Source organism: Streptomyces venezuelae, assembly GCF_008642375.1.
Lineage (GTDB): Bacteria > Actinomycetota > Actinomycetes > Streptomycetales > Streptomycetaceae > Streptomyces > Streptomyces venezuelae_G.
The window spans coordinates 1,412,143-1,430,041 of record NZ_CP029194.1 but is presented as its reverse complement, the minus strand read 5'-3'; the positions used below and the strand labels follow the sequence as shown (position 1 = coordinate 1,430,041).

The following is a 17,899-nucleotide window of genomic DNA, read 5'->3' as shown; positions in this document are numbered from 1 at the left end:
CCGAACGGTCTAGATGCGCCACCGGCAGACGCGGATCTGCGTCGAGCGGCCTGATCGGGCTATCGGCGCTCGGTTGCCGGGCGGGTTGCGGACCTGGATGGGCGGCGCGGTCGGGATGTCGCCGAAGGACGTGGCGAGCGCGATGACGTCGGGCGCGGTCGGCGTCGCGAGGTGGGTGTGGGATGCGAGGCCCGGCGAAGAACAGTCGACGCCGTGGTTGTGGTGCCGGGGCTGCGGGGGCCGGTCTTCCGTCCGCTCGGCATCGAGGCTGAGCGCCGTGGTGGTGACGGCGCCGCTGTCTACGGAGTGGTGGTGCCCGGCTTCGCCGAGAGGTGTGAAGCAGAGGAATGCCGACAGCAGCAGAGCGCCGATCACGGAGGCGATTAACGGCGTGTTGGGATGGCGGGACACAGTTCCTCCGGGCAGGGCCGTACCGTCTCGGTCCCGTTGTGACAGGAGGGAGCGGTACCCGCGAGAGATCAGGGGCATGGGGGCAAAACGCGCGGCCCGGTTCGCCGCCCGGGGCGCGGGGGCAGCAGGGAGTGGGCGGCGGGGGGTTCTACACCTGAAGGACTGTCGAGGCTCTCGGGGCGGTCGACGGTGTTGTGTGCGCCTCGACCGCATGGCTGTTGGTCCGGATACAGGGCCCGGCAGAGCAAGGCGCATCGGGCTGTCGCGAGGAACACGGCGTATTGGGAGCCGGTGTTCCCTCCGGCGGCCTTGGCGTGCATTCGTGTGCCGGGTGCGCCGGACCGTGCTCGCCGGGGCTTCCCTCAATAGTGTGGGAAGCACTGGTCATCGCGGGCGACGCGACTATCGCGGCCCCGTCCACGTCCACTCCGTGCCCGGTCATCAGGCCGAACAGGAGCGCGGCCAGGCCGAGTAGACGTCGCAGCCCCGCTGAAGAGCGGGAGTGCGGCGCACGCGAGCGTGGCCGGGCTGTAATCACGCCGTTATCTTAACCATCTCTTCGGGGTGGTTCGGAATTCCATCCGAAACGTGGCGTGAATAAGTCGTGTAGGCGCTCGATCGATTGTCTGATTTGGAGGGGTCGGTCAGGATCTCTACTAAGCAACTAAGAAATAAATTTACGACTCAACCATGCCGCCCGTGGCGAGGTCGGCGTCACCCCAGGCAACGTTCGGTGCGTGGATCGGTGTGCGTCGGGTCGGCGCTGCGCCCCGCGCCAATACGGCGGCTGGCGTACCTCTCGCGCCGCTGAGGCCATCCCGGGGGTGTGCGGATCGGCCATGGTGAACCTTAATCGATCCTTCTAGGTCTTTTAGAAGCTTGGTTGTGGGTTCGGGGGGGCTTCGGCTACCTTGACCGGGACAAGTCAATCGACGGGTGGCGGAAGCCGGTGGGAATCCGGCACGGTCGCGCCACTGTGTGCTTGGCGGCAGCCGCTCATCTCCTGAGCGGCGCGGCTGGGCAAGTCAGACTCGCCCTCGTCGTACGAGCTCCATCCGACCGGGACGCGAGTTCCCACTGGAGGTCCTGCCATGGCCCAGGCCGCTGTTCAGCCGAGCGCCGCCGCCCCCGCCGTACTGCCCGTCAAGTCGATTCTGCCCTGGGCTGTCTTCTTCGGGGCACTGATGCTGCTCGCGCTCTTCTTCGTCGGTGCCGAGCAGGGCGCCACCGCCATCTTCGCCGGCGAAGGTGTCCATGAGTGGGTGCACGACGGCCGTCACCTGCTCGGCTTCCCCTGCCACTGAGACGGGGCTGCGAACATCATGAACTCCGCAACTGTCGGAAAGCTCCTTGCCCGCGGCATGGTGGCCGGTCTCCTGGCCGGCCTCCTCGCCCTGGTCGTCGCCTACTTCCTCGGTGAGCCGCCGACCGAGGCCGGCATCGCCTACGAGGCGGCGCACAGTCATGAGGAGGGGGCGGAACTGGTCAGCCGTGCGGCCCAGTCCACCACGGGTCTCGCGACCGGGATCCTCGTCTACGGCGTCGGCCTCGGCGGAATCGCGGCGCTGGCGTACTGCTTCGCCCTGGGCCGGATCGGCGCATTCGGACCCCGCGCCACCGCGGCGCTGCTGTCCCTCGGCGGCCTGCTCGCGTTCTCCGTGGTGCCGTTCCTCAAGTACCCCGCCAATCCGCCGGCGGTCAGCGATCCGGCGACGATCAGCCAGCGCACCACCCTGTACCTGCTCATGGTGGTGCTCAGCGTGCTGCTCGCCGTCTCCGCCGTGATCGTCGGCAAGCGGCTCGCGCCTCGTCTGGGCAGCTGGAACGCGTCGGTCGCGGCAGGGGTGTTCTTCGTCCTCGCCGTCGGACTCGCCTACGCCTTCCTGCCGGCAGTCAACGAGATGCCGAAGGACTTCCCGGCTTCGGTCGTCTGGCAGTTCCGCGTCTCCGCGATCGCCATCCAGGCCACGCTGTGGGCCGGATTCGGTCTCGTCTTCGGCATCCTGGCCGAGCGGCTGCTGCAGCCGCGCGAGTCCGGAGAGCGGATCGGGGCCATGGAGCCGGGGGCGGTCGCGCCCTCGTCCTGACGCCCGTCCACGCGAGAGGGGGCGCCGGTCTCGGACCGGCGCCCCCTCTGCTGTATGCGTCAGCCGATGCGTACACCCCACATGAAGGGCATGCCGCTGCGGGCGATCGACTCGTACCGCACCTGAGCGCCGGGCTTGGGTGCGTGGAGGATCTGGCCGTTCCCCGCGTAGAAGCCGACGTGACTGAGGTCGCTGCGCATGATGATCAGGTCGCCGGGCTTCAGAGCGCTGAGGGAGTTGATACGCGTCCCGACGCCGGCCTGTGCCTGGGAGGTGCGGGGTATCGTCACGCCGGCCTGACGGAACGCCCACGAGGTGAGGCCGGAGCAGTCGAACGAGGTCGGGCCGCTCGCGCCCCAGACGTACGGCATGCCGACCCGGCTCTTGGCGGCGGCGAAGGCCGCGGCGGTGCGCCCCGAGGCGCTCGCCTCGTTACCGAGGTCGACCCGTGCGCTCGCACGGTTGGCCCGGTCCTCCGCTTCCGCGATCCGGGCCCGCTCCTTCGCCGAGAGGGTGTTGAGCAGGCGCTGGGCCTCGCGCAGCTTGGCCTGGATCTCAGTCTTCCGCTTCCCCAGTTCCTTCTGTACGGAGCCGAGGTCGCGCAACTTCGCGGACGCTTCCCCGCGCTGCTGCTGGAGGGCCCGCTGCTCGGAGAGGAACTGCTGCAGTACGGCTGTCTGCCGGTCGCCGGCCCGATCCAGCGCGGTCGCCTTCTCCAGGTACGTGTCGGGATCCTCGGAGAGGAAGAGCTGAAGGGCCGGGTCGAGGCCGCCCGAACGGTACTGGCCGGCAGCCACCGTGCCGATCCTGTCGCGGAGTTCGTTCAGCTCACCCTGCTTGCGGGCCGCCGTGTCCTGGAGGGTCTCCACCTGCTCCTTGAGAGCGTCGGCCTTTTCCTTGGCTCCGTTGTACTTCTCGGTGGCCTGGGTCGCCTGCTCGTAGAGGCGGTCCACCTGCGCCTTGACGCCCTTCTTGGTGGGGTCGGGCAGTGGGTCGGCCGAAGCCGCCTGGGTGGACAGAGCCACGGCCGCCGCGGCGGTGGCGGTCAGGACGCCGGTGTAGCGCGGACTGGACTGCTTCGGGCGGCGGTGGGAGGCCACTGCGGAGCTCCTTCTTCCTCGACCGCCGGCAAGCTGGGCGTACAGATGGGGCGGCGGCGCCTCCGCCGCCACCCCGGATGGGCGACCGGCTGTGCGAAGACTCCGCGAATACTAAGCTCCTTAGATGCTTAGACTCAACGAGGGTGCTTGTGGCGAGGGGAGAAGGTCGCCACAGGCGCGCCGGCATCGGGCGCGAAAGCCCTCACATGGCAGGCGCCTTACGATGACCGGACTTCTGTGCATAGGGAGGGAACCCTTTTGTCCGTCCGGCTCACGCTGTTGTGCGCTGCGGCCCCAGTAGAACGCGACGTGCGATTCGGCGACGTGCGCCTCGACGAACGGGCGCTGCGGCAGGCGCAGGCAGCTGCCCGTTCTCTGCCCACAGCCACGGCCTCCCTGCTGTACTCGGCGCCCTCGCACCGCTGCGCTCAGACCTTCGAGGTTCTGGGGTGGGACGTGGTCACCGTCGAACCTGCTCTTCGCGACGTCGACACGGGCAACTGGCTCGGCCGGACGCTCGCCGAGGTCGCGGCCGAGGACGGTGCCGGGCTCGCCGCGTGGATGTCGGATCCGGACGCCGCACCGCACGGCGGCGAATCGGTGGCGCAGGTCTGCCACCGGATCGCCACATGGATGGGCGGCCTGCCGGACGATGCCGGGCGTGTACTGGCCGTGGTCGAACCGGCAGTTGTGCGCGCGGCGGTCGTGTCCGCACTGGGCGCACCGCAGCAGTCGTTCTGGCGCATCGACGTTCCGCCTCTGGCCGTTGTTCAGCTCACGGGCCGTGACGGGCGCTGGAACCTGCGGATGGGTGCCGCCTCAGCCGCAAGCGGCGATGGCAGCAGGTGAACTTCCTTCCGAGTAGGCGTGCGTTCCCAGAACCGTCCGCGTGCGGTCAGCGGTCCCGAGGCGGCGTGCCACCCTGCCCCCCGAGGTTCTTGCGACCGGACTGCTCTCATGGAGACGGGTGGATCCATCGCACGCCCGGCAGCTGATGGGCGACTTCAGCTGTCGGCGACGCTACTTGGTGGTTCTGTTACAAGGGCAGCAGCTCAGGACGCTTTGGTTCCAGGGCCTCATCCGCGGCCCTGCCGAGCAGGTGCTGGCCGAGCCAGGGCAGGAAGTGCTCCTTGGCCCACCGGAGGTCTTGGAACTGCTGACGTACGGGGGGCTGCGGTACGTCCGACGTGCGCGCGTTGTGTGCCGGCCCCAGTCCGAGAACCTCAGCGGCTCGCAGTGCGACCTGCCGGTGTCCCTCGGACGACAGATGCAGCCGGTCCTCGCTCCAGGCGCTCGGATGCTGGATGGACTTCAAGGACCACAGATCTACGACCGCGCAGTCGTGCCGATCCGCTATGGCGTGGATGTGAGCTGTGTAGGTGGCGATCCGTCCACGCAGCCGGCGTAGTACGGGTGTGTCCCGCGGATCGAACCCCGTGAAGACCAGCACGGTGTTCGCGCTGGCGCTGAGCGCGGTGATCGCCTCCTCGAACCGGTCCGCAATGTGGTCGACGGAACTCCCCAACCGTAAAATGTCGTTGCCGCCGGCGCAGAAACTCACCAGGTCCGGGGCCAGTTCCGCTACCCGCGGCACTTGCTCCTCGATGATCTCGTCGATGACTCGGCCCCGAACGGCGAGATTGGCGTAGCGGAATGGCACTGAGGATCGGCGGGCCATCAGATCGGCGAGTCGATCGGCCCACCCCACGCACGCACCATCAGAGGTCTCATCGCCCAACCCCTCCGTGAAACTGTCTCCGAGGGCTACGAACGAGCCGATGGAAGCACAACCAGGCATGCTCCGCTTCTCCGACATCTTGCCTCGCCTCCCCGTAGGCCCCGGCTCCAGAAGCAGTGGATGCGTGGGTGAGGAGCACGGATGCTGGGGCCGAGCAGGGCGGGAACGCCCACCGTGTCACCTCATCACCGCGAGCTTGGCGCCAACTTTTGGTTGGGTCAAATAATTGGTCCGCAGTGTGTCATGTGTCAGCCGGTAGCTGCCCAACAGGTGACCGCTACCTCCCGCGAGCGTGCCGATGCCGGGTTCTGTGTGGGCGCGGCGACGGGCTAGGTGGCAATGAGGAGGGTGACCAGGCGCTCGACGGTTTGTCGGGGTTCGGGTTGCCCGTCCGGGCCGCTGGTCATCAGTAGGTGGTGCACAGTCCCGACCAGGGCGAGAGCTGTGGTCGCGGTGTCGGTACCGGCCGGGATCCTGCCCAGCCGGCTCTCGGCGTCGAGGTAGCCGGCCATGGAGTCCTGGATTGCCGAGAAGGCGGGCGCCCCTGCCTCCAGCCCCCGACGCGTGTGCCGTGCGGCTGCCGGGCGGGTCATGGCGAGGGTGACCATGGCCGGATTCACCGAAGCCAGAAGCGCGGCTGTGACTGTGACGAGGTTGGCCTTCACCGTGTCCTGGCCAACCAGCGACGTCAGCTGGTCGGCCTGGCGTGCCGTACTCGCGAAGCGGTCCAGGACGAGCTCGCCGATGAACTCGTCCAGGCCCGCGAAATGGGCATGCAGGGCCCCCTTCGCGACTCCGGCCTCGTTCGTGACCGCCCTGCTCGTGAGCGCCCCTGGCCCGTCTCGGGTCACCACTCTTTCCGCCGCCGCGAACAGCCGCTCACGTATGTCGGGAATCGCTACACCGCGTGGTGACATACCGCCTCTTTCCGGAAGTGGATTGCCAGTATGGGCGCTCGCCCATACTGTTTGGGCACTCGCCCATACTAGTGAGGTGCCGCATGGAACACATCGTCAACACCGGGCAGGCGCAGGCGTGGAACGGCCCGGAAGGCAGCCACTGGGCCGCCTATCAGGACCGCTGGGACGCCGTGAACGACGGCTTCAACAAGCTGCTGCTCGATGCCGCCGGCCTCGCCCACAACGCCCAGGTACTCGACATCGGCTGCGGAGCCGGCCGGACGACCCGCCTCGCCGCCCGCCTTGCCCCGGCCGGGCGGGCTGTGGGCCTGGACCTCTCCGGGCCGATGCTCGACCGCGCCCGGGCCACCGCCCGCGACGAGGCTGTGGCCAACGCCGAATTCCTACAGGGCGACGCGCAGGTGCACCCCCTTTCCCCGGATACGTTCGACGCGGCCATCAGCCGGTACGGCGTGATGTTCTTCGCCGACCCCGCCGCGGCTTTCGCCAACCTCGGTCGCGCGCTTCGGCCGCACGGACGCCTCGCGTTCGTCTGCCCGGCCGAGCCGGAGGGGAACGAGTGGATCACGGCTATGACGTCACTGCGCGGCATCCTCCCGGTCGGAGATTTCGGCACGCCGGGCGCGGGCATGTTCTCGCTGTCCGATCCCGACCGCATCACCGGGATTCTCTCCGCCGCCGGCTTCGCGGACATCCGCATCGAGCACGTGACGGCGTACGGGCACTGGGGCGAGCACGCCGAGGACGCTGCGGCGTTTCTCCTGGATTCCGGCCCCGGCCGCCATCTGCTCGACCAGGTGGACGCCGACGTACAGGCCCAGGCCCGGAGCGCGCTGCAAGACGTGCTGCGACTCCACGAAACAGAGGGCCGGGTGGCGCTTCGGAGTACGGCATGGCTGGTGACCGCGCGTCGACAGGCCGCAACGCCGTCCGGGGCCTGATCGAGGATCCGGCGTCCCTGAGGGGTCGCCGGACACGACTCGGGCGACGTCGGAGTCGAAGATCCCCCTGTACGCGGTACGAGTTCGACGGGCTGTAGGACCGGGCGAGCAGCGTAGGTACGTCGGGCGGGCGGGGGGAGGCACCGCTCGTCGTTTCCTACGTGGCAAGGGCATCGCCCGGTCCTAGCTGTTGGAGCTTGTTTCCCGTGCCGTTGGGTCCCAAGCCGCGAGAAGAATCCTGCCCCGGACACGCGGGGCCGGCCAAGGGAATCGGATTGCGTTTACACGCGATGGCGCGATGACGCCAGGGGCGGCGGTAGGCGTCGGTCATGCCAGCCGTGCCAGCCATGCCGTCGGGGGCAGTCGGCGAAGAGGCGGTGATGCGCTCGTAGAAGGGGCGGTAGATCTCGAGGACGTGCGCCTTCGCCGACTTGTCCATGGCGACCTGCGTACGGCGTCGTTCCTGCGACGGACGCGGCCGGCCTTCTCCAGCCGGTTGAGCACCCCGGTCGCGGCTCTGGTGATGAGTCGGTCTCCATCCTGCGGGCCCATGACCCCCGTCTGGGACACCACCCGCCGGAAGAAGGGATGTCTGACTGACTTGACATCGCTCCACTGCCAGAGGCCGTTTGGGTGATGGACTCGTCGGCACCCGCGGCCACCTCGCGTAGCCTCGTCACCAGAAGGGCACCGACAGCTGTTCCGCCACCGCTTCGCCGGTCGCGGTGTGAAGGGGTGCTGGATGTCGATGACGAATCGGCGTGATCTGCTGGCGAGATCTGCGGGAGTGGCGGCAGTCGCCCTCGTGCCCGGCTCCGGCGTGGCAAGGGTGCCCACACCACAGGATCTGCCGGTCACTACGCCCGATGGGGGCGTGAACTGGGACGCCTTGCGGGCGCAGTTTCGTCTGGAGCCGGGATGGGCGAACCTCGCGTTGTTCTACCTGGCCTCGCATCCGAAGGTCGTACGTGATGCGGTGGATCATCTGAGTGCACAGGTCGACGCCAATCCTCTGTCGGTACCCACGGGGTTGGCGTTGCCCGACGGTCCGACTGGATGGCCCCGTGTTCGCCAGTCGCTCGCGACCTATCTGGGAGGCCGGGCCGAGGACATCGCGATGACGGCGAGCACGAGTATCGGGCTGGGTGTCGTCTACAACGGCGTCGTGACCCGTCCGGGACATGAGTTCCTGTTGACGGAGCTCGACCATAACTCCCATCGCACCGCCGCCCGACTGGCCGCCGAAAGGCACGGCAATACGGTGCGGCTGGTCTCGTGGTTCGCGGATCCGGCCACCGCGACGGCGGAAGGCATCGCAGCGGCGGTCGGCGAGGCGATCCGCCGGAATACCAGAGTCGTGGGGATCACCTGGGTGCAGTCCAGTACGGGGCTGCGGATGCCGGTGCGTGCGGTGGCCGAGGTGGTGCGACGGGCCAATGAAGGACGCAGTCCTGCCGACCGATGCCTGCTGGTCGTCGACGGCGTGCACGGGCTGGCGGCAGTCGACGAGGATGCCGCCGGCCTGGGTGCGGACGTGGTGGTCGCAGGAACGCACAAATGGCTTTTCGGCCCAAGGGGGACGGGGCTGGTCTGGGTGGCGCCGGACGTACTCGAGCAGCTGCGGCCCACGTTCGTGAGCTTCATCAGCGGCGGGGGAGCAGCGCCTCTGTCGCCCGGCGGGTTTCTGGCGTTCGAGCATGCCTTCGCCCTGCCCGTGGCAGTGGCGCTGCATGAGCAGCTGGGCCGAGCTCGGGTTGCCGCCCGCATCACACAGCTGTCGACCCGGGCGAAACAAGGACTGAGCCGCATCCGCGGGGTCACTGTGCACACTCCTGCCGACCCGGACCTGTCAGCGGGCATCACCTGTTTCAGCGTGGCCGGATACACCCATCAGCAGGTCGTCGACCACGCCGCCGCCGCCCGCGTGCGGCTGTCCACCTTGAACTACACGCGCATCGGCACCGCCGTCATCAACACCCCAGCAGAGATCGACACCGCACTCAACAACCTGGCTGATCTCACCCGCTGAAAGCCGTTCTGGGCTTCCCCGGCCGTCATTGGGGCGTTCAGCAGGGTTCAGGTTCGGCCCGCCGATGACCGCCGGGCCGCCCGATGCATCGCCGTGTGTCAGTGGTGATCGCCGCTTGCCACAGAGAGGCGCTTGGTGAAGGTCCTCCCCGCGTCCTGGGACTCGTAGATCCCGTCCTGGCTAGCCGCGAGGACGTGCCGCTCATCGACGGCGGTCAGGGCCTGGGGTTGTCCTCCGGGCACGGTAGCCGCCTTCTTCCAGGTGGCGCCACCGTCCGAACTGATGCTCAGAGCGCCGGTGAAGTCGACGCCGAACAACGCGCTCGGCGATCCCCAGGACAAGTACTCCATGCCAGCCCCCTCACCGGGGCCGAAGGTTGCACCTCCGTCCGTGCTGCGTGCAACGCCTTCCGCCGTGGTGGCGACGACCTGGCTCGGGTCCGCTGGATTGACCGCGAAATCAAGAGCCTGCAACTGGGCACGGTTTTGCCAGCTCGTGCCGTCCTTGCTCACGCGCAGCAGGCCGCGTGTGCTGTCGTACCCGTAGATGACGCCCTTTGCGTGGTCCAGGCTGTGGAAGTCCGCCTCGCCCTTGAGCGAGGCACTCTTCCACGACTTTCCGGCATCGGTGCTCTTGATCAACCCGTGGTCGGCCGGCTGGTCGCTGTCGGGGGCCGGGTGGCCGCTGGCCAGGAAGGTCTTGGCGCCGGCCACGGTGAAGCCCATGAAGTCGTCCTTGTTGTTCCCGACCAACTGCGGGCTTCCTGCGTCATCCGGAGTGAAGATTCCCTCGTGGGTGGCCACGTACAGCTTGCCGTCTTCCGGGTCGACCCCCAGTCCGTGAATGTGACTGTGCAGGGCCGGGGTCGGCTTGGCGCCGTCACTCCCGGCAGCAGCGCCTTCGGAGGTGGTCCCGTCACCACAGGCGGCAAGGAGGAGCGCACCCGCAGCGGCGGAGCCTACGGCGGAGAGTGCGCGGGTACGGGGTCGGCGGAACGGGTTCGTGAAGGCAGGCATGCGTGATTTACCTCGTGTGTCGGTCGTATGGGGAGCCGCTGGCGGAAGCGCGGGCGGCCTATACCCGTAGGACCGGCAACCGGGCCAGGCTGAGTACTCGCGGCGATGGAGCAGGCCGAAGCCAGTCAGCGAACGCTGCGCCGCCCGAATGTGACCAGCCGGGGTGACGGGTGAGCGCAGGCCGAAGCAGCGAAGCGGCCGCCGAGGCGCTGATCACCCCGACGCACAGTGAGGCCATGTCCGTGCTGTTGGACGGGCTGGTGACCGTCGACGGGTGGCTGTACTGAGTAGGCAGCTGCACGGAGCCGTCACTCGTGGGTTCGTCGTGGGGGTGTCCCGCGCCGTGCGGGGTGGCGGACATGCTGTGGACCGGCACACCTTCTGTATGGCAGACGGTGTGCATGACGAGCGCGGCGAAGACGAGCACTCCGGCGAGCAGGAGGTGCCCCAGGACACCGCCTGTGCGTACGTCTCTACTCGCGTTCACGTTCGACCTCCGCGCGGGACACTATCAACCGACGCATGGCGCCATCTGTGGTGAAACCCACCGTGGAACTCTGACGGCAGCTGGCCTGAGCAGGTCATGACGGGCACCTGATCACGATCCGAGATCCTCGGAATGACGTACCCAAGATCGTGACAGTCGTGTGGCCAGTGAGACTGCATGGCGCATAAGGGGGGAGCGACCGGTGGTGCAAGGAAGAGGGGCGGACCCCGTAGGGTCCGCCCCTCTTTGACTGCTGGACTACTTGTCGGCGGCCTGGAAGCCGCGCAGGCGCAGGCTGTTGCCGACGACGAAGACCGAGGAGAAGGCCATCGCGGCCCCCGCGATCATCGGGTTGAGCAGTCCGGCCGCGGCGAGCGGCAGGGCGGCCACGTTGTAGGCGAAGGCCCAGAACAGGTTCGAGCGGATCGTGCCGAGCGTCTTGCGGGAGAGCCGGATCGCGTCGGCCGCGGCCCGCAGGTCCCCCCGCACGAGCGTCAGGTCGCCGGCCTCGATGGCGGCGTCCGTGCCGGTGCCCATCGCCAGGCCCAGGTCGGCCTGGGCGAGCGCGGCGGCGTCGTTGACGCCGTCGCCGACCATGGCGACCGAACGGCCCTCCGCCTGCAGCTTCTTGACGACGTCGACCTTGTCCTGCGGCATGACCTCCGCGATGACCTCGTCGATGCCGACCTCGGCGGCGACGGACTCGGCGACCGCCTTGTTGTCGCCGGTGAGCAGGATCGGGGTGAGGCCGAGGGCGCGCAGCCGCCGGATGGCCTCGGGGCTGGTCTCCTTGATGGCGTCGGCGACTTCGAGGACCGCGCGGGCCTCGCCGTCCCAGGCCACGGCGATCGCGGTCTTGCCGGCCTTCTCCGCGGTGTCCTTGGCGGTCTTGAGGTCCGCCGGGAGGGCCATGGCCCACTCGTCGAGGAGCTTCTCGCGGCCGACGAGGACGGCGTGGCCGTCGACGATGCCCTGGACGCCGAGTCCGGGGATGTTGGCGAAGTCCTCGGGGGTGGGGAGCGTGCCGACCTTGGCGGCGGCGCCGGTGGCGACGGCCTGGGCGATCGGGTGCTCGGAGGAGTGCTCCAGGGCGCCGGCGAGCCGCAGGACGTCGGTCTCGTCCACGCCTTCGGCGGTGTGGACCTTGATGAGGGTCATGCGGCCGGTGGTGACGGTGCCGGTCTTGTCGAGGACGATCGTGTCGACCTTGCGGGTGGTCTCCAGGACCTCGGGGCCCTTGATCAGGATGCCGAGCTGCGCGCCGCGGCCGGTGCCGACCATGAGGGCGGTCGGGGTCGCCAGGCCCAGGGCGCAGGGGCAGGCGATGATCAGGACGGCGACGGCCGCGGTGAAAGCGGCGGTCAGTCCGGAGCCGGTGCCGAGCCAGAAGCCGAGGGTGCCGAGCGCGAGCGCGATGACTACGGGTACGAAGACGGCCGAGATCTTGTCGGCGAGGCGCTGGGCGGCGGCCTTGCCGTTCTGCGCGTCCTCGACCAGCTTGGCCATCCGGGCGAGCTGCGTGTCGGAGCCGACGCGGGTCGCCTCGACGACGAGCCGGCCGCCGGCGTTCAGGGTGGCGCCGGTGACGGAGTCGCCGACGGAGACCTCGACCGGCACGGACTCGCCGGTGAGCATGGAGGCGTCCACGGCGGACGAACCCTCGACGACGGTGCCGTCGGTGGCGATCTTCTCGCCCGGGCGGACCAGGAAACGGTCCCCGACCTGGAGGTCGGCGGTCGGCACGGTGACCTCCTGGCCGCCCCGCAGGACGGTGACCTCCTTGGCGCCCAGCTGCATCAGCGCCTTGAGCGCGGCGCCCGCCTTGCGCTTCGAGCGGGCCTCGAAGTACCGGCCGGCCAGGATGAAGGCGGTGACGCCGGCGGCGGCCTCCAGGTAGATGTTCCCGGCGCCGTCGGAGCGGGCGATCGTGAACTCGAAGGGGTGCGTCATCCCCGGCGTACCGGCGGTCCCGAAGAACAGCGCCCACAGAGACCAGAGGAACGCGGCGATCGTGCCGACCGAGATCAGGGTGTCCATGGTGGCCGCGCCGTGCTTGGCGTTGGTCCAGGCGGCCTTGTGGAAGGGCCAGGCGGCGTAGACGACGACCGGCGCGGCGAGCGTGAGGCTCAGCCACTGCCAGTACTCGATCTGCAGCGCCGGGATCATCGCCATCGCGATGACCGGCACGGCGAGGGCGACGGCGGTGATCAGCCGCTGCTTGAGGGGCCGCAGCTCCTCGTCGGCCTTCTCCTCGTCGGAGGGCCCCTCGGGGCCGCCGGGCGTCTCGCTCCTCGGGGGCGCGGGCTCGGCGGCGGTGTAGCCGGTGGCCTCGACGGTGGCGATCAGGTCGGCGACGTCGATGTCGGCGTCGAAGGTCACCTTCGCCTTCTCGGTGGCGTAGTTGACGGTGGCCTCGACCCCGTCCATGCGGTTGAGCTTCTTCTCGATTCGGGCCGCGCACGAGGCGCAGGTCATGCCGCCGATGGCGAGCTCGACCTGAGCGGTCCCGGCCGTCGTTGGGGTGCTCATGAATTCTGCTCCTCGTGGATGGTGAAGGCGGGACTCAGGCGCGGCCGACGTAGTCGTAACCGGCGTCCTCGACGGTGTCTTCGATGAGCTTGTCGTCCAGCTCCGCGGTGCTGTTGATGGTGATCAGTCCGGTGGAGATCTCGACCTGCACCGTGTCGACGACGTCGAGCTCCCGGAGCGCGCCGCTGACGATCGCCTTGCAGTGACCGCTGTTGACGCCGGCGACCTTGTAGATAGTGGAGTGCGCGGACATGGGACCTCCTGGTGCCTTTCCCGAGTGATACCCCCCTGGGGTATCTGTGACAGGTATACCCCCAAGGGCTACGCCCATGCAAGGTGAACGAGGGCAATTTAATACCCATGGGGGGTATGTTGAGCTGTGGTGATGGTCACTCGCCTTCGCTCGGGTCCTCAGGATCTGGATCTGTTCGGAGCTGGGTGTGGCAGCGTGTCCTTCCTTCTGGAGGGCCGCCATGCCGCACGCTTGGCGCTGGACGGGCAGGCTTGCGGGGAGGCCGGGGATCGCGGCTCGGATCCCGAGCCCGGCCCAGGGGCCCCCGTGGACGGGGCGGGGGCGGCCGCGCTCGCACGGTTACCTGGACGCGCTGGTTGTGTCGGTCGAGCAGCAGGTGTCGTCGGCAGTGCCGCAGGCCCAGCCCTTGCCCTCCCGGGCGTCGGCACCTTCCTTGGCCGCGACGGCCGCGATCACCAAGGCGGCGAGCGGGTCCGCCCAGGACCAACCGAGCGTGACGTTGATGAGGAGACCGGCCAGCAGTGCGGCGGAGAAGTAGGTGCACAGCAGGGTGCCTCGACGGCCAGGACCGCCGACCGCAGGTCACCGCGGCCCCGAGCCGCGCCCTCTAGTTCGGCTCGCGGGTGGAGGTGCCGAGAGCGATGAGTGCTGCGGCGGCCCCGAGCACGGCGAGCAGGGCGAAGAGTTGGGGTGTGCCGCCGACGCGTGGGGCGAGGAGGGCGGCGGCGAAGGGGGCGAGGGCGGATGCGGTCATGGCGGGTGCGCTGAGGATGCCGGAGAGGCGACCATAGTGGGTGGTGCCCCAGCGGTCGGTGACGGCGGTGGCCTGGAGGAGGGTGAGATTGCCGCGGACCACGCCCGCGACGACCGACACGACGATCAGCAGACCGTACGGGCCGGGGACGACCGCGAAGGCGCCGGTGGTCAGGGCGCCGAGAAGGATGAGGACGACGGTTCGCGCGGTGGTGCCGGTCCGGCGGGCGAGCGTGGCGTAGAGGGTGCGGCCCAGGGTCTGGCCGGCGCCACCGAGGCCGAGGGCCCACGCGGCCTGGCTGGTGGTATAGCCGCGCTCGATCAGGAGCGGGACGAGGGAGACGACGACCGCGAACATCGCGAACGACGAGAGCATGAATGCCAGCCCGAGCAGCAGGAACGGGCGGCTGCGTACGACGTCTTGCGGTGTCGAGGTCACGTCGGCGGGTGCGGGCGGCGCCGGCGGCCAGGATGCGCGCAGGGCGAGCGCGTGGGCCGGGATCGTCACCGTGGCGAGGATCGCGGCGAGGACGAGGTAGGTGGTGCGCCAGGTGAAGTGGTCGGCGAGGGCGGCGGTGAGGGGTGCGAAGACGGTGGAGGCGAGGCCGCCGGCGAGGGTGACGATGGTCAGGGCGCGGACGTGGTCGGGGGCGAACCAGCGGGTGAGGGCGGCGAACGCGGGCTGGTAGAACGTCGCGGCCATGGCGAACCCGGCCAGGAGCCAGCCCGCGAAGAAGACCGGCAGGTTCGGCGCCAGGGCGATGACCACCATGCTTATGGCGCCTGCGGCGGATCCGGCGGTCATGACGGTGCGGGGCCCGCGGTGGTCGATGATGCGGCCGACACGGATTCCGGTGATGCCGGAGACGACCAGGGCGAGGGAGAAAGCGGCCATGGTGGCGGTGCTCGACCAGCCGGTCGCGGCAGTGATCTCGGGGTTGAGGACGGGGAAGGCGTAGTAGACGATTCCCCAGCTGGTGATCTGCGTGGCGCACAGGGCGGGCAGCACGGCGCGGGGCCGCGACCGGCCCCCCGTTCCGGTCGCGGCCCCGCTCGCACGGGTGTTGAGTTCGGTCACGAGCCGCAGGAGGGTGCCGGGGCCGCGGTGCCGAGCTGGATCAGGGCGGGGGCGGGTGCGCAGCAGCCACCGCCGTCGGCCGCCGCGTCCTGCTGGGGCTGGTCGAAGAGGCCCGCGCCGCCGCACACCCCGGTCTCCGGGAGGACAAGTTCGACGCGCTCGGCGGACTCGCGGTCGCCGGCGATGGCGGCGACGACGGAGCGGACCTGCTCGTAGCCGGTCAGAGCGAGGAACGTCGGCGCGCGACCGTAGGACTTCATCCCGACAAGGTAGAGGCCCTCCTCCGGGTGCGACAGCTCCTTCACGCCGTGCGGGTAGACACTGCCGCAGGAGTGCTGGTTCGGGTCGATCAGAGGCGCGAGCTCCACCGGCGCCTGGAGGCGCTCGTCCAGGCCGAGACGGAGCTCGTCCAGGAAGGACAGGTCGGGGCGGAAGCCGGTCAGGACGATGACCTCGTCGACCGAGTCGAGGCGTCGGCCGTCCTCCGCCACCAGGACGAGCTTGTCGCCGTCACGCTCGATCGCGTCCGTACGGAAGCCGGTCACGGCGTCCGCGTGGCCCTCGTCGACTGCGGCCTTGGCGGCGAGGCCCAGGGCGCCGCGGGCAGGGAGCTGGTCGGCGGTGCCGCCGCCGAAGGTGGAGCCGGAGATGCCACGGCGCAGGATCCAGGTGGCGTGTGTGCCGACGCCGTCGTCGGACTTCGCCAGGTCGGCGAGCAAGGCCAGGGCGGTGAAGGCGGAGGCGCCGGAGCCGATCACGGCCGTGCGCTTCCCGGCGTAACGGGCGCGGGCGGCCGGGTCCTTCAGGTCAGGGACGCGGTAGGAGATCAGGTCGGCGGCCGCGCGCTCGCCGAGGGCCGGGAGACCGTCGCCGCCGGCGGGGCTGGGGATGGACCAGGTGCCGGAGGCATCGATGACGGCACGGGCCAGGATCCGCTCCTCGCGGCCGTCGGCGTGGGTGACGTAGACGGTGAAGGGCTGGCTCTCGCGGTCGGCATCGACGATCCGGTCACGGCCCGAGCGGGAGACACCGGTGACCAGGGCGCTGAGGCGGATCTTGTCACCGAGAACGTCGGCGAGCGGCTGCAGGTACCGCTCGGCCCAGTCACCGCCGGTCGGGTACGTCTTCTCGTCCGGCTTCACCCAGCCGGTGGGCGCAAGGAGCTTCTCGGCCGCCGGGTCGGTGACCTCGCCCCACGTGGAGAACAGACGGACGTGCGCCCACTCGCGCACCGCCGCACCCGCCTTGACTCCCGCCTCCAGGACCAGCGGCTCCAGGCCCCGGTCGACGAGGTGCGCGGCAGCGGCCAGACCGGCCGGGCCGGCCCCGATGACCACGACGGGCAGCTGCTCGATGGCGGTGGCGTTCATGACGGTTCCCCTTGCTTCGACACTCGTCGATCCCTTGCGTCTCCAGAATGACACCTGTATCGATGAGCGTCAACATAGACACGCATCGATACGGAGTGATGGTTCATGGAGCACATCGACGTCGCGGTCATCGGAGGCGGCCAGTCGGGCCTGGCCGCCGCGCACAGCCTGCTGGCTCAGGGGCTTCGGCCCGTGGTCCTGGAGGCGTCCGAGCGGACGGCGGGGTCGTGGCCGCGGTACTACGACAGCCTCACCCTGTTCTCGCCTGCCCGGTACAGCTCGCTGCCGGGCCTGACGTTCGGCGGCGACCCGGACCGCTACCCACACCGGGACGAGGTGGTCGCCTACCTGGGCCGGTACGCGGAGCGTCTGGACGCCGACATCCGCACCGGGCGCCGCGTCACCTCTGTGCGGGCGGTCGGGGAGGGCTTCGAGCTCGACCTGGCCGGCGGCCGGACGCTGGATGCCCGTGCGGTGGTCGCGGCCACGGGTGGCTTCGGTCGGCCGAACCGTCCCGCTCTGCCCGGGCTGGAGACCTTCATCGGCACGGTGCTGCACGTCTCGCAGTACCGGGCCCCGGGCCCGTTCGCAGGGCAGCGGGTCGTGGTGGTCGGAGCGGGGAACTCGGCGGTGCAGGTCGCGGCCGAGCTCGCGGAGGTGGCGCGGGTGAGTCTGGCGTCGCGGGCTCCGGTGCGATGGTTCCCGCAGCGGCTGTTCGGGCGGGACCTGCACTTCTGGCTCACCGCCACCGGCCTGGACGCGGCGCCGTTGGCGCGCTTCCAGCAGCGTCCGGCGTCGATGGCGGTCATCGACGACGGCCGCTATCGCGCCGCGCTCGCCGCCGGCCTGCCGGATCGGCGCCCGGTGTTCACGCGCGTGGACGGCCCCTCGGTCACGTGGGCCGGCGGAGCGGCGGAGGACGTCGACGCGATCATCCTGGCGACCGGCTACCTCCCGGACCTCGGCTACCTCGCCCCGCTCGGCGCCCTCGATGCGGCCGGTCGACCCCGGCACCGGGACGGCGCCTCTCTCGCCCATCCCTGCCTGGCGTACGTGGGGCTGGAGTGGCAGCGGAGCTTGTCGTCCGCGTCCCTGCGCGGCGTCGGCCGCGACGCCCGGCGGGCGGCCGGCCGACTGGCCCGGACCCTGTGTCGGCCGTGACCCCTGGGTTCTTGCTTCGATATGTG

Annotated in this window: 16 protein-coding genes and 1 riboswitch; of the genes, 6 read left to right on the top strand and 10 right to left on the bottom strand. The window is 69.8% G+C overall.

Annotated features, from left to right (window positions below):
- Positions 1 to 9 precede the first annotated feature (9 nt).
- Positions 10 to 375 carry a hypothetical protein gene (locus DEJ46_RS06285; protein WP_150264566.1) on the bottom strand — a complete coding sequence of 122 codons (366 nt, stop codon included), beginning with the start codon at positions 373 to 375 and terminating at the stop codon, positions 10 to 12.
- Between the two features lie 906 nt (positions 376 to 1,281).
- Positions 1,282 to 1,465, top strand: a riboswitch (cobalamin riboswitch).
- Between the two features lie 37 nt (positions 1,466 to 1,502).
- On the opposite strand from DEJ46_RS06285, the gene DEJ46_RS06280 reads away from it, so the two are divergent.
- Positions 1,503 to 1,715 (top strand): CbtB domain-containing protein, encoded by a 213-nt coding sequence (locus DEJ46_RS06280; RefSeq protein WP_150264565.1) that lies wholly within the window; start codon positions 1,503 to 1,505, stop codon positions 1,713 to 1,715.
- Positions 1,716 to 1,733: 18 nt separating this feature from the next.
- Entirely contained in the window at positions 1,734 to 2,498 is a 765-nt protein-coding gene (locus DEJ46_RS06275) for a CbtA family protein (protein WP_150264564.1), read from the top strand.
- Between the two features lie 59 nt (positions 2,499 to 2,557).
- On the opposite strand, the gene DEJ46_RS06270 is transcribed toward DEJ46_RS06275, so the two are convergent.
- Entirely contained in the window at positions 2,558 to 3,598 is a 1,041-nt protein-coding gene (locus DEJ46_RS06270; RefSeq protein WP_150264563.1) for a C40 family peptidase, read from the bottom strand.
- Between the two features lie 309 nt (positions 3,599 to 3,907).
- Here DEJ46_RS06270 and DEJ46_RS06265 point away from each other — a divergent pair, with 309 nt between their 5' ends.
- Complete coding sequence (locus DEJ46_RS06265) at positions 3,908 to 4,447, top strand: histidine phosphatase family protein (RefSeq protein ID WP_317852167.1); 540 nt, start codon at positions 3,908 to 3,910, stop codon at positions 4,445 to 4,447.
- A 187-nt stretch (positions 4,448 to 4,634) separates the two neighbouring features.
- Here the strand turns inward: DEJ46_RS06265 and DEJ46_RS06260 are convergent, their stop codons facing one another.
- A complete protein-coding gene (locus DEJ46_RS06260; protein ID WP_150264561.1) occupies positions 4,635 to 5,414 on the bottom strand; it encodes an SGNH/GDSL hydrolase family protein in 780 nt (259 codons plus the stop codon).
- A gap of 251 nt (positions 5,415 to 5,665) precedes the next feature.
- Positions 5,666 to 6,253 carry a TetR family transcriptional regulator gene (locus DEJ46_RS06255; protein ID WP_150264560.1) on the bottom strand — a complete coding sequence of 196 codons (588 nt, stop codon included), beginning with the start codon at positions 6,251 to 6,253 and terminating at the stop codon, positions 5,666 to 5,668.
- An 83-nt stretch (positions 6,254 to 6,336) separates the two neighbouring features.
- Here DEJ46_RS06255 and DEJ46_RS06250 point away from each other — a divergent pair, with 83 nt between their 5' ends.
- Positions 6,337 to 7,197, top strand: coding sequence for a class I SAM-dependent methyltransferase (locus DEJ46_RS06250; RefSeq protein WP_150264559.1), 861 nt, complete (start codon positions 6,337 to 6,339; stop codon positions 7,195 to 7,197).
- 157 nt (positions 7,198 to 7,354) lie between these two features.
- Here DEJ46_RS06250 and DEJ46_RS06245 read toward each other — a convergent pair whose 3' ends face one another.
- Entirely contained in the window at positions 7,355 to 7,636 is a 282-nt protein-coding gene (locus DEJ46_RS06245; RefSeq protein ID WP_150264558.1) for a hypothetical protein, read from the bottom strand.
- Positions 7,637 to 7,939: 303 nt separating this feature from the next.
- On the opposite strand from DEJ46_RS06245, the gene DEJ46_RS06240 reads away from it, so the two are divergent.
- Positions 7,940 to 9,226 carry an aminotransferase class V-fold PLP-dependent enzyme gene (locus tag DEJ46_RS06240; RefSeq protein WP_150264557.1) on the top strand — a complete coding sequence of 429 codons (1,287 nt, stop codon included), beginning with the start codon at positions 7,940 to 7,942 and terminating at the stop codon, positions 9,224 to 9,226.
- Between the two features lie 98 nt (positions 9,227 to 9,324).
- Here DEJ46_RS06240 and DEJ46_RS06235 read toward each other — a convergent pair whose 3' ends face one another.
- From DEJ46_RS06235 to DEJ46_RS06210, 5 genes are all read right to left on the bottom strand, one after another.
- Positions 9,325 to 10,242, bottom strand: coding sequence for a F510_1955 family glycosylhydrolase (locus tag DEJ46_RS06235; RefSeq protein WP_150264556.1), 918 nt, complete (start codon positions 10,240 to 10,242; stop codon positions 9,325 to 9,327).
- Between the two features lie 745 nt (positions 10,243 to 10,987).
- Positions 10,988 to 13,258 (bottom strand): heavy metal translocating P-type ATPase, encoded by a 2,271-nt coding sequence (locus DEJ46_RS06230; RefSeq protein ID WP_150264555.1) that lies wholly within the window; start codon positions 13,256 to 13,258, stop codon positions 10,988 to 10,990.
- Positions 13,259 to 13,292: 34 nt separating this feature from the next.
- The gene (locus DEJ46_RS06225; protein ID WP_150264554.1) at positions 13,293 to 13,511 is read right to left on the bottom strand and encodes a heavy-metal-associated domain-containing protein; all 219 of its coding nucleotides are present in this window, start codon (positions 13,509 to 13,511) and stop codon (positions 13,293 to 13,295) included.
- A gap of 607 nt (positions 13,512 to 14,118) precedes the next feature.
- Complete coding sequence (locus DEJ46_RS06215) at positions 14,119 to 15,342, bottom strand: MFS transporter (RefSeq protein ID WP_150264553.1); 1,224 nt, start codon at positions 15,340 to 15,342, stop codon at positions 14,119 to 14,121.
- On the bottom strand, positions 15,339 to 16,712 hold the full coding sequence (locus DEJ46_RS06210; protein WP_150264552.1) for an NAD(P)-binding domain-containing protein: 1,374 nt from the start codon (positions 16,710 to 16,712) through the stop codon (positions 15,339 to 15,341). Before DEJ46_RS06210 ends, DEJ46_RS06215 begins: the two co-directional genes overlap by 4 nt.
- A 105-nt stretch (positions 16,713 to 16,817) precedes the next feature.
- On the opposite strand from DEJ46_RS06210, the gene DEJ46_RS06205 reads away from it, so the two are divergent.
- A complete protein-coding gene (locus DEJ46_RS06205) occupies positions 16,818 to 17,873 on the top strand; it encodes a flavin-containing monooxygenase (RefSeq protein WP_150264551.1) in 1,056 nt (351 codons plus the stop codon).
- The last annotated feature ends 26 nt before the right edge of the window (positions 17,874 to 17,899 follow it).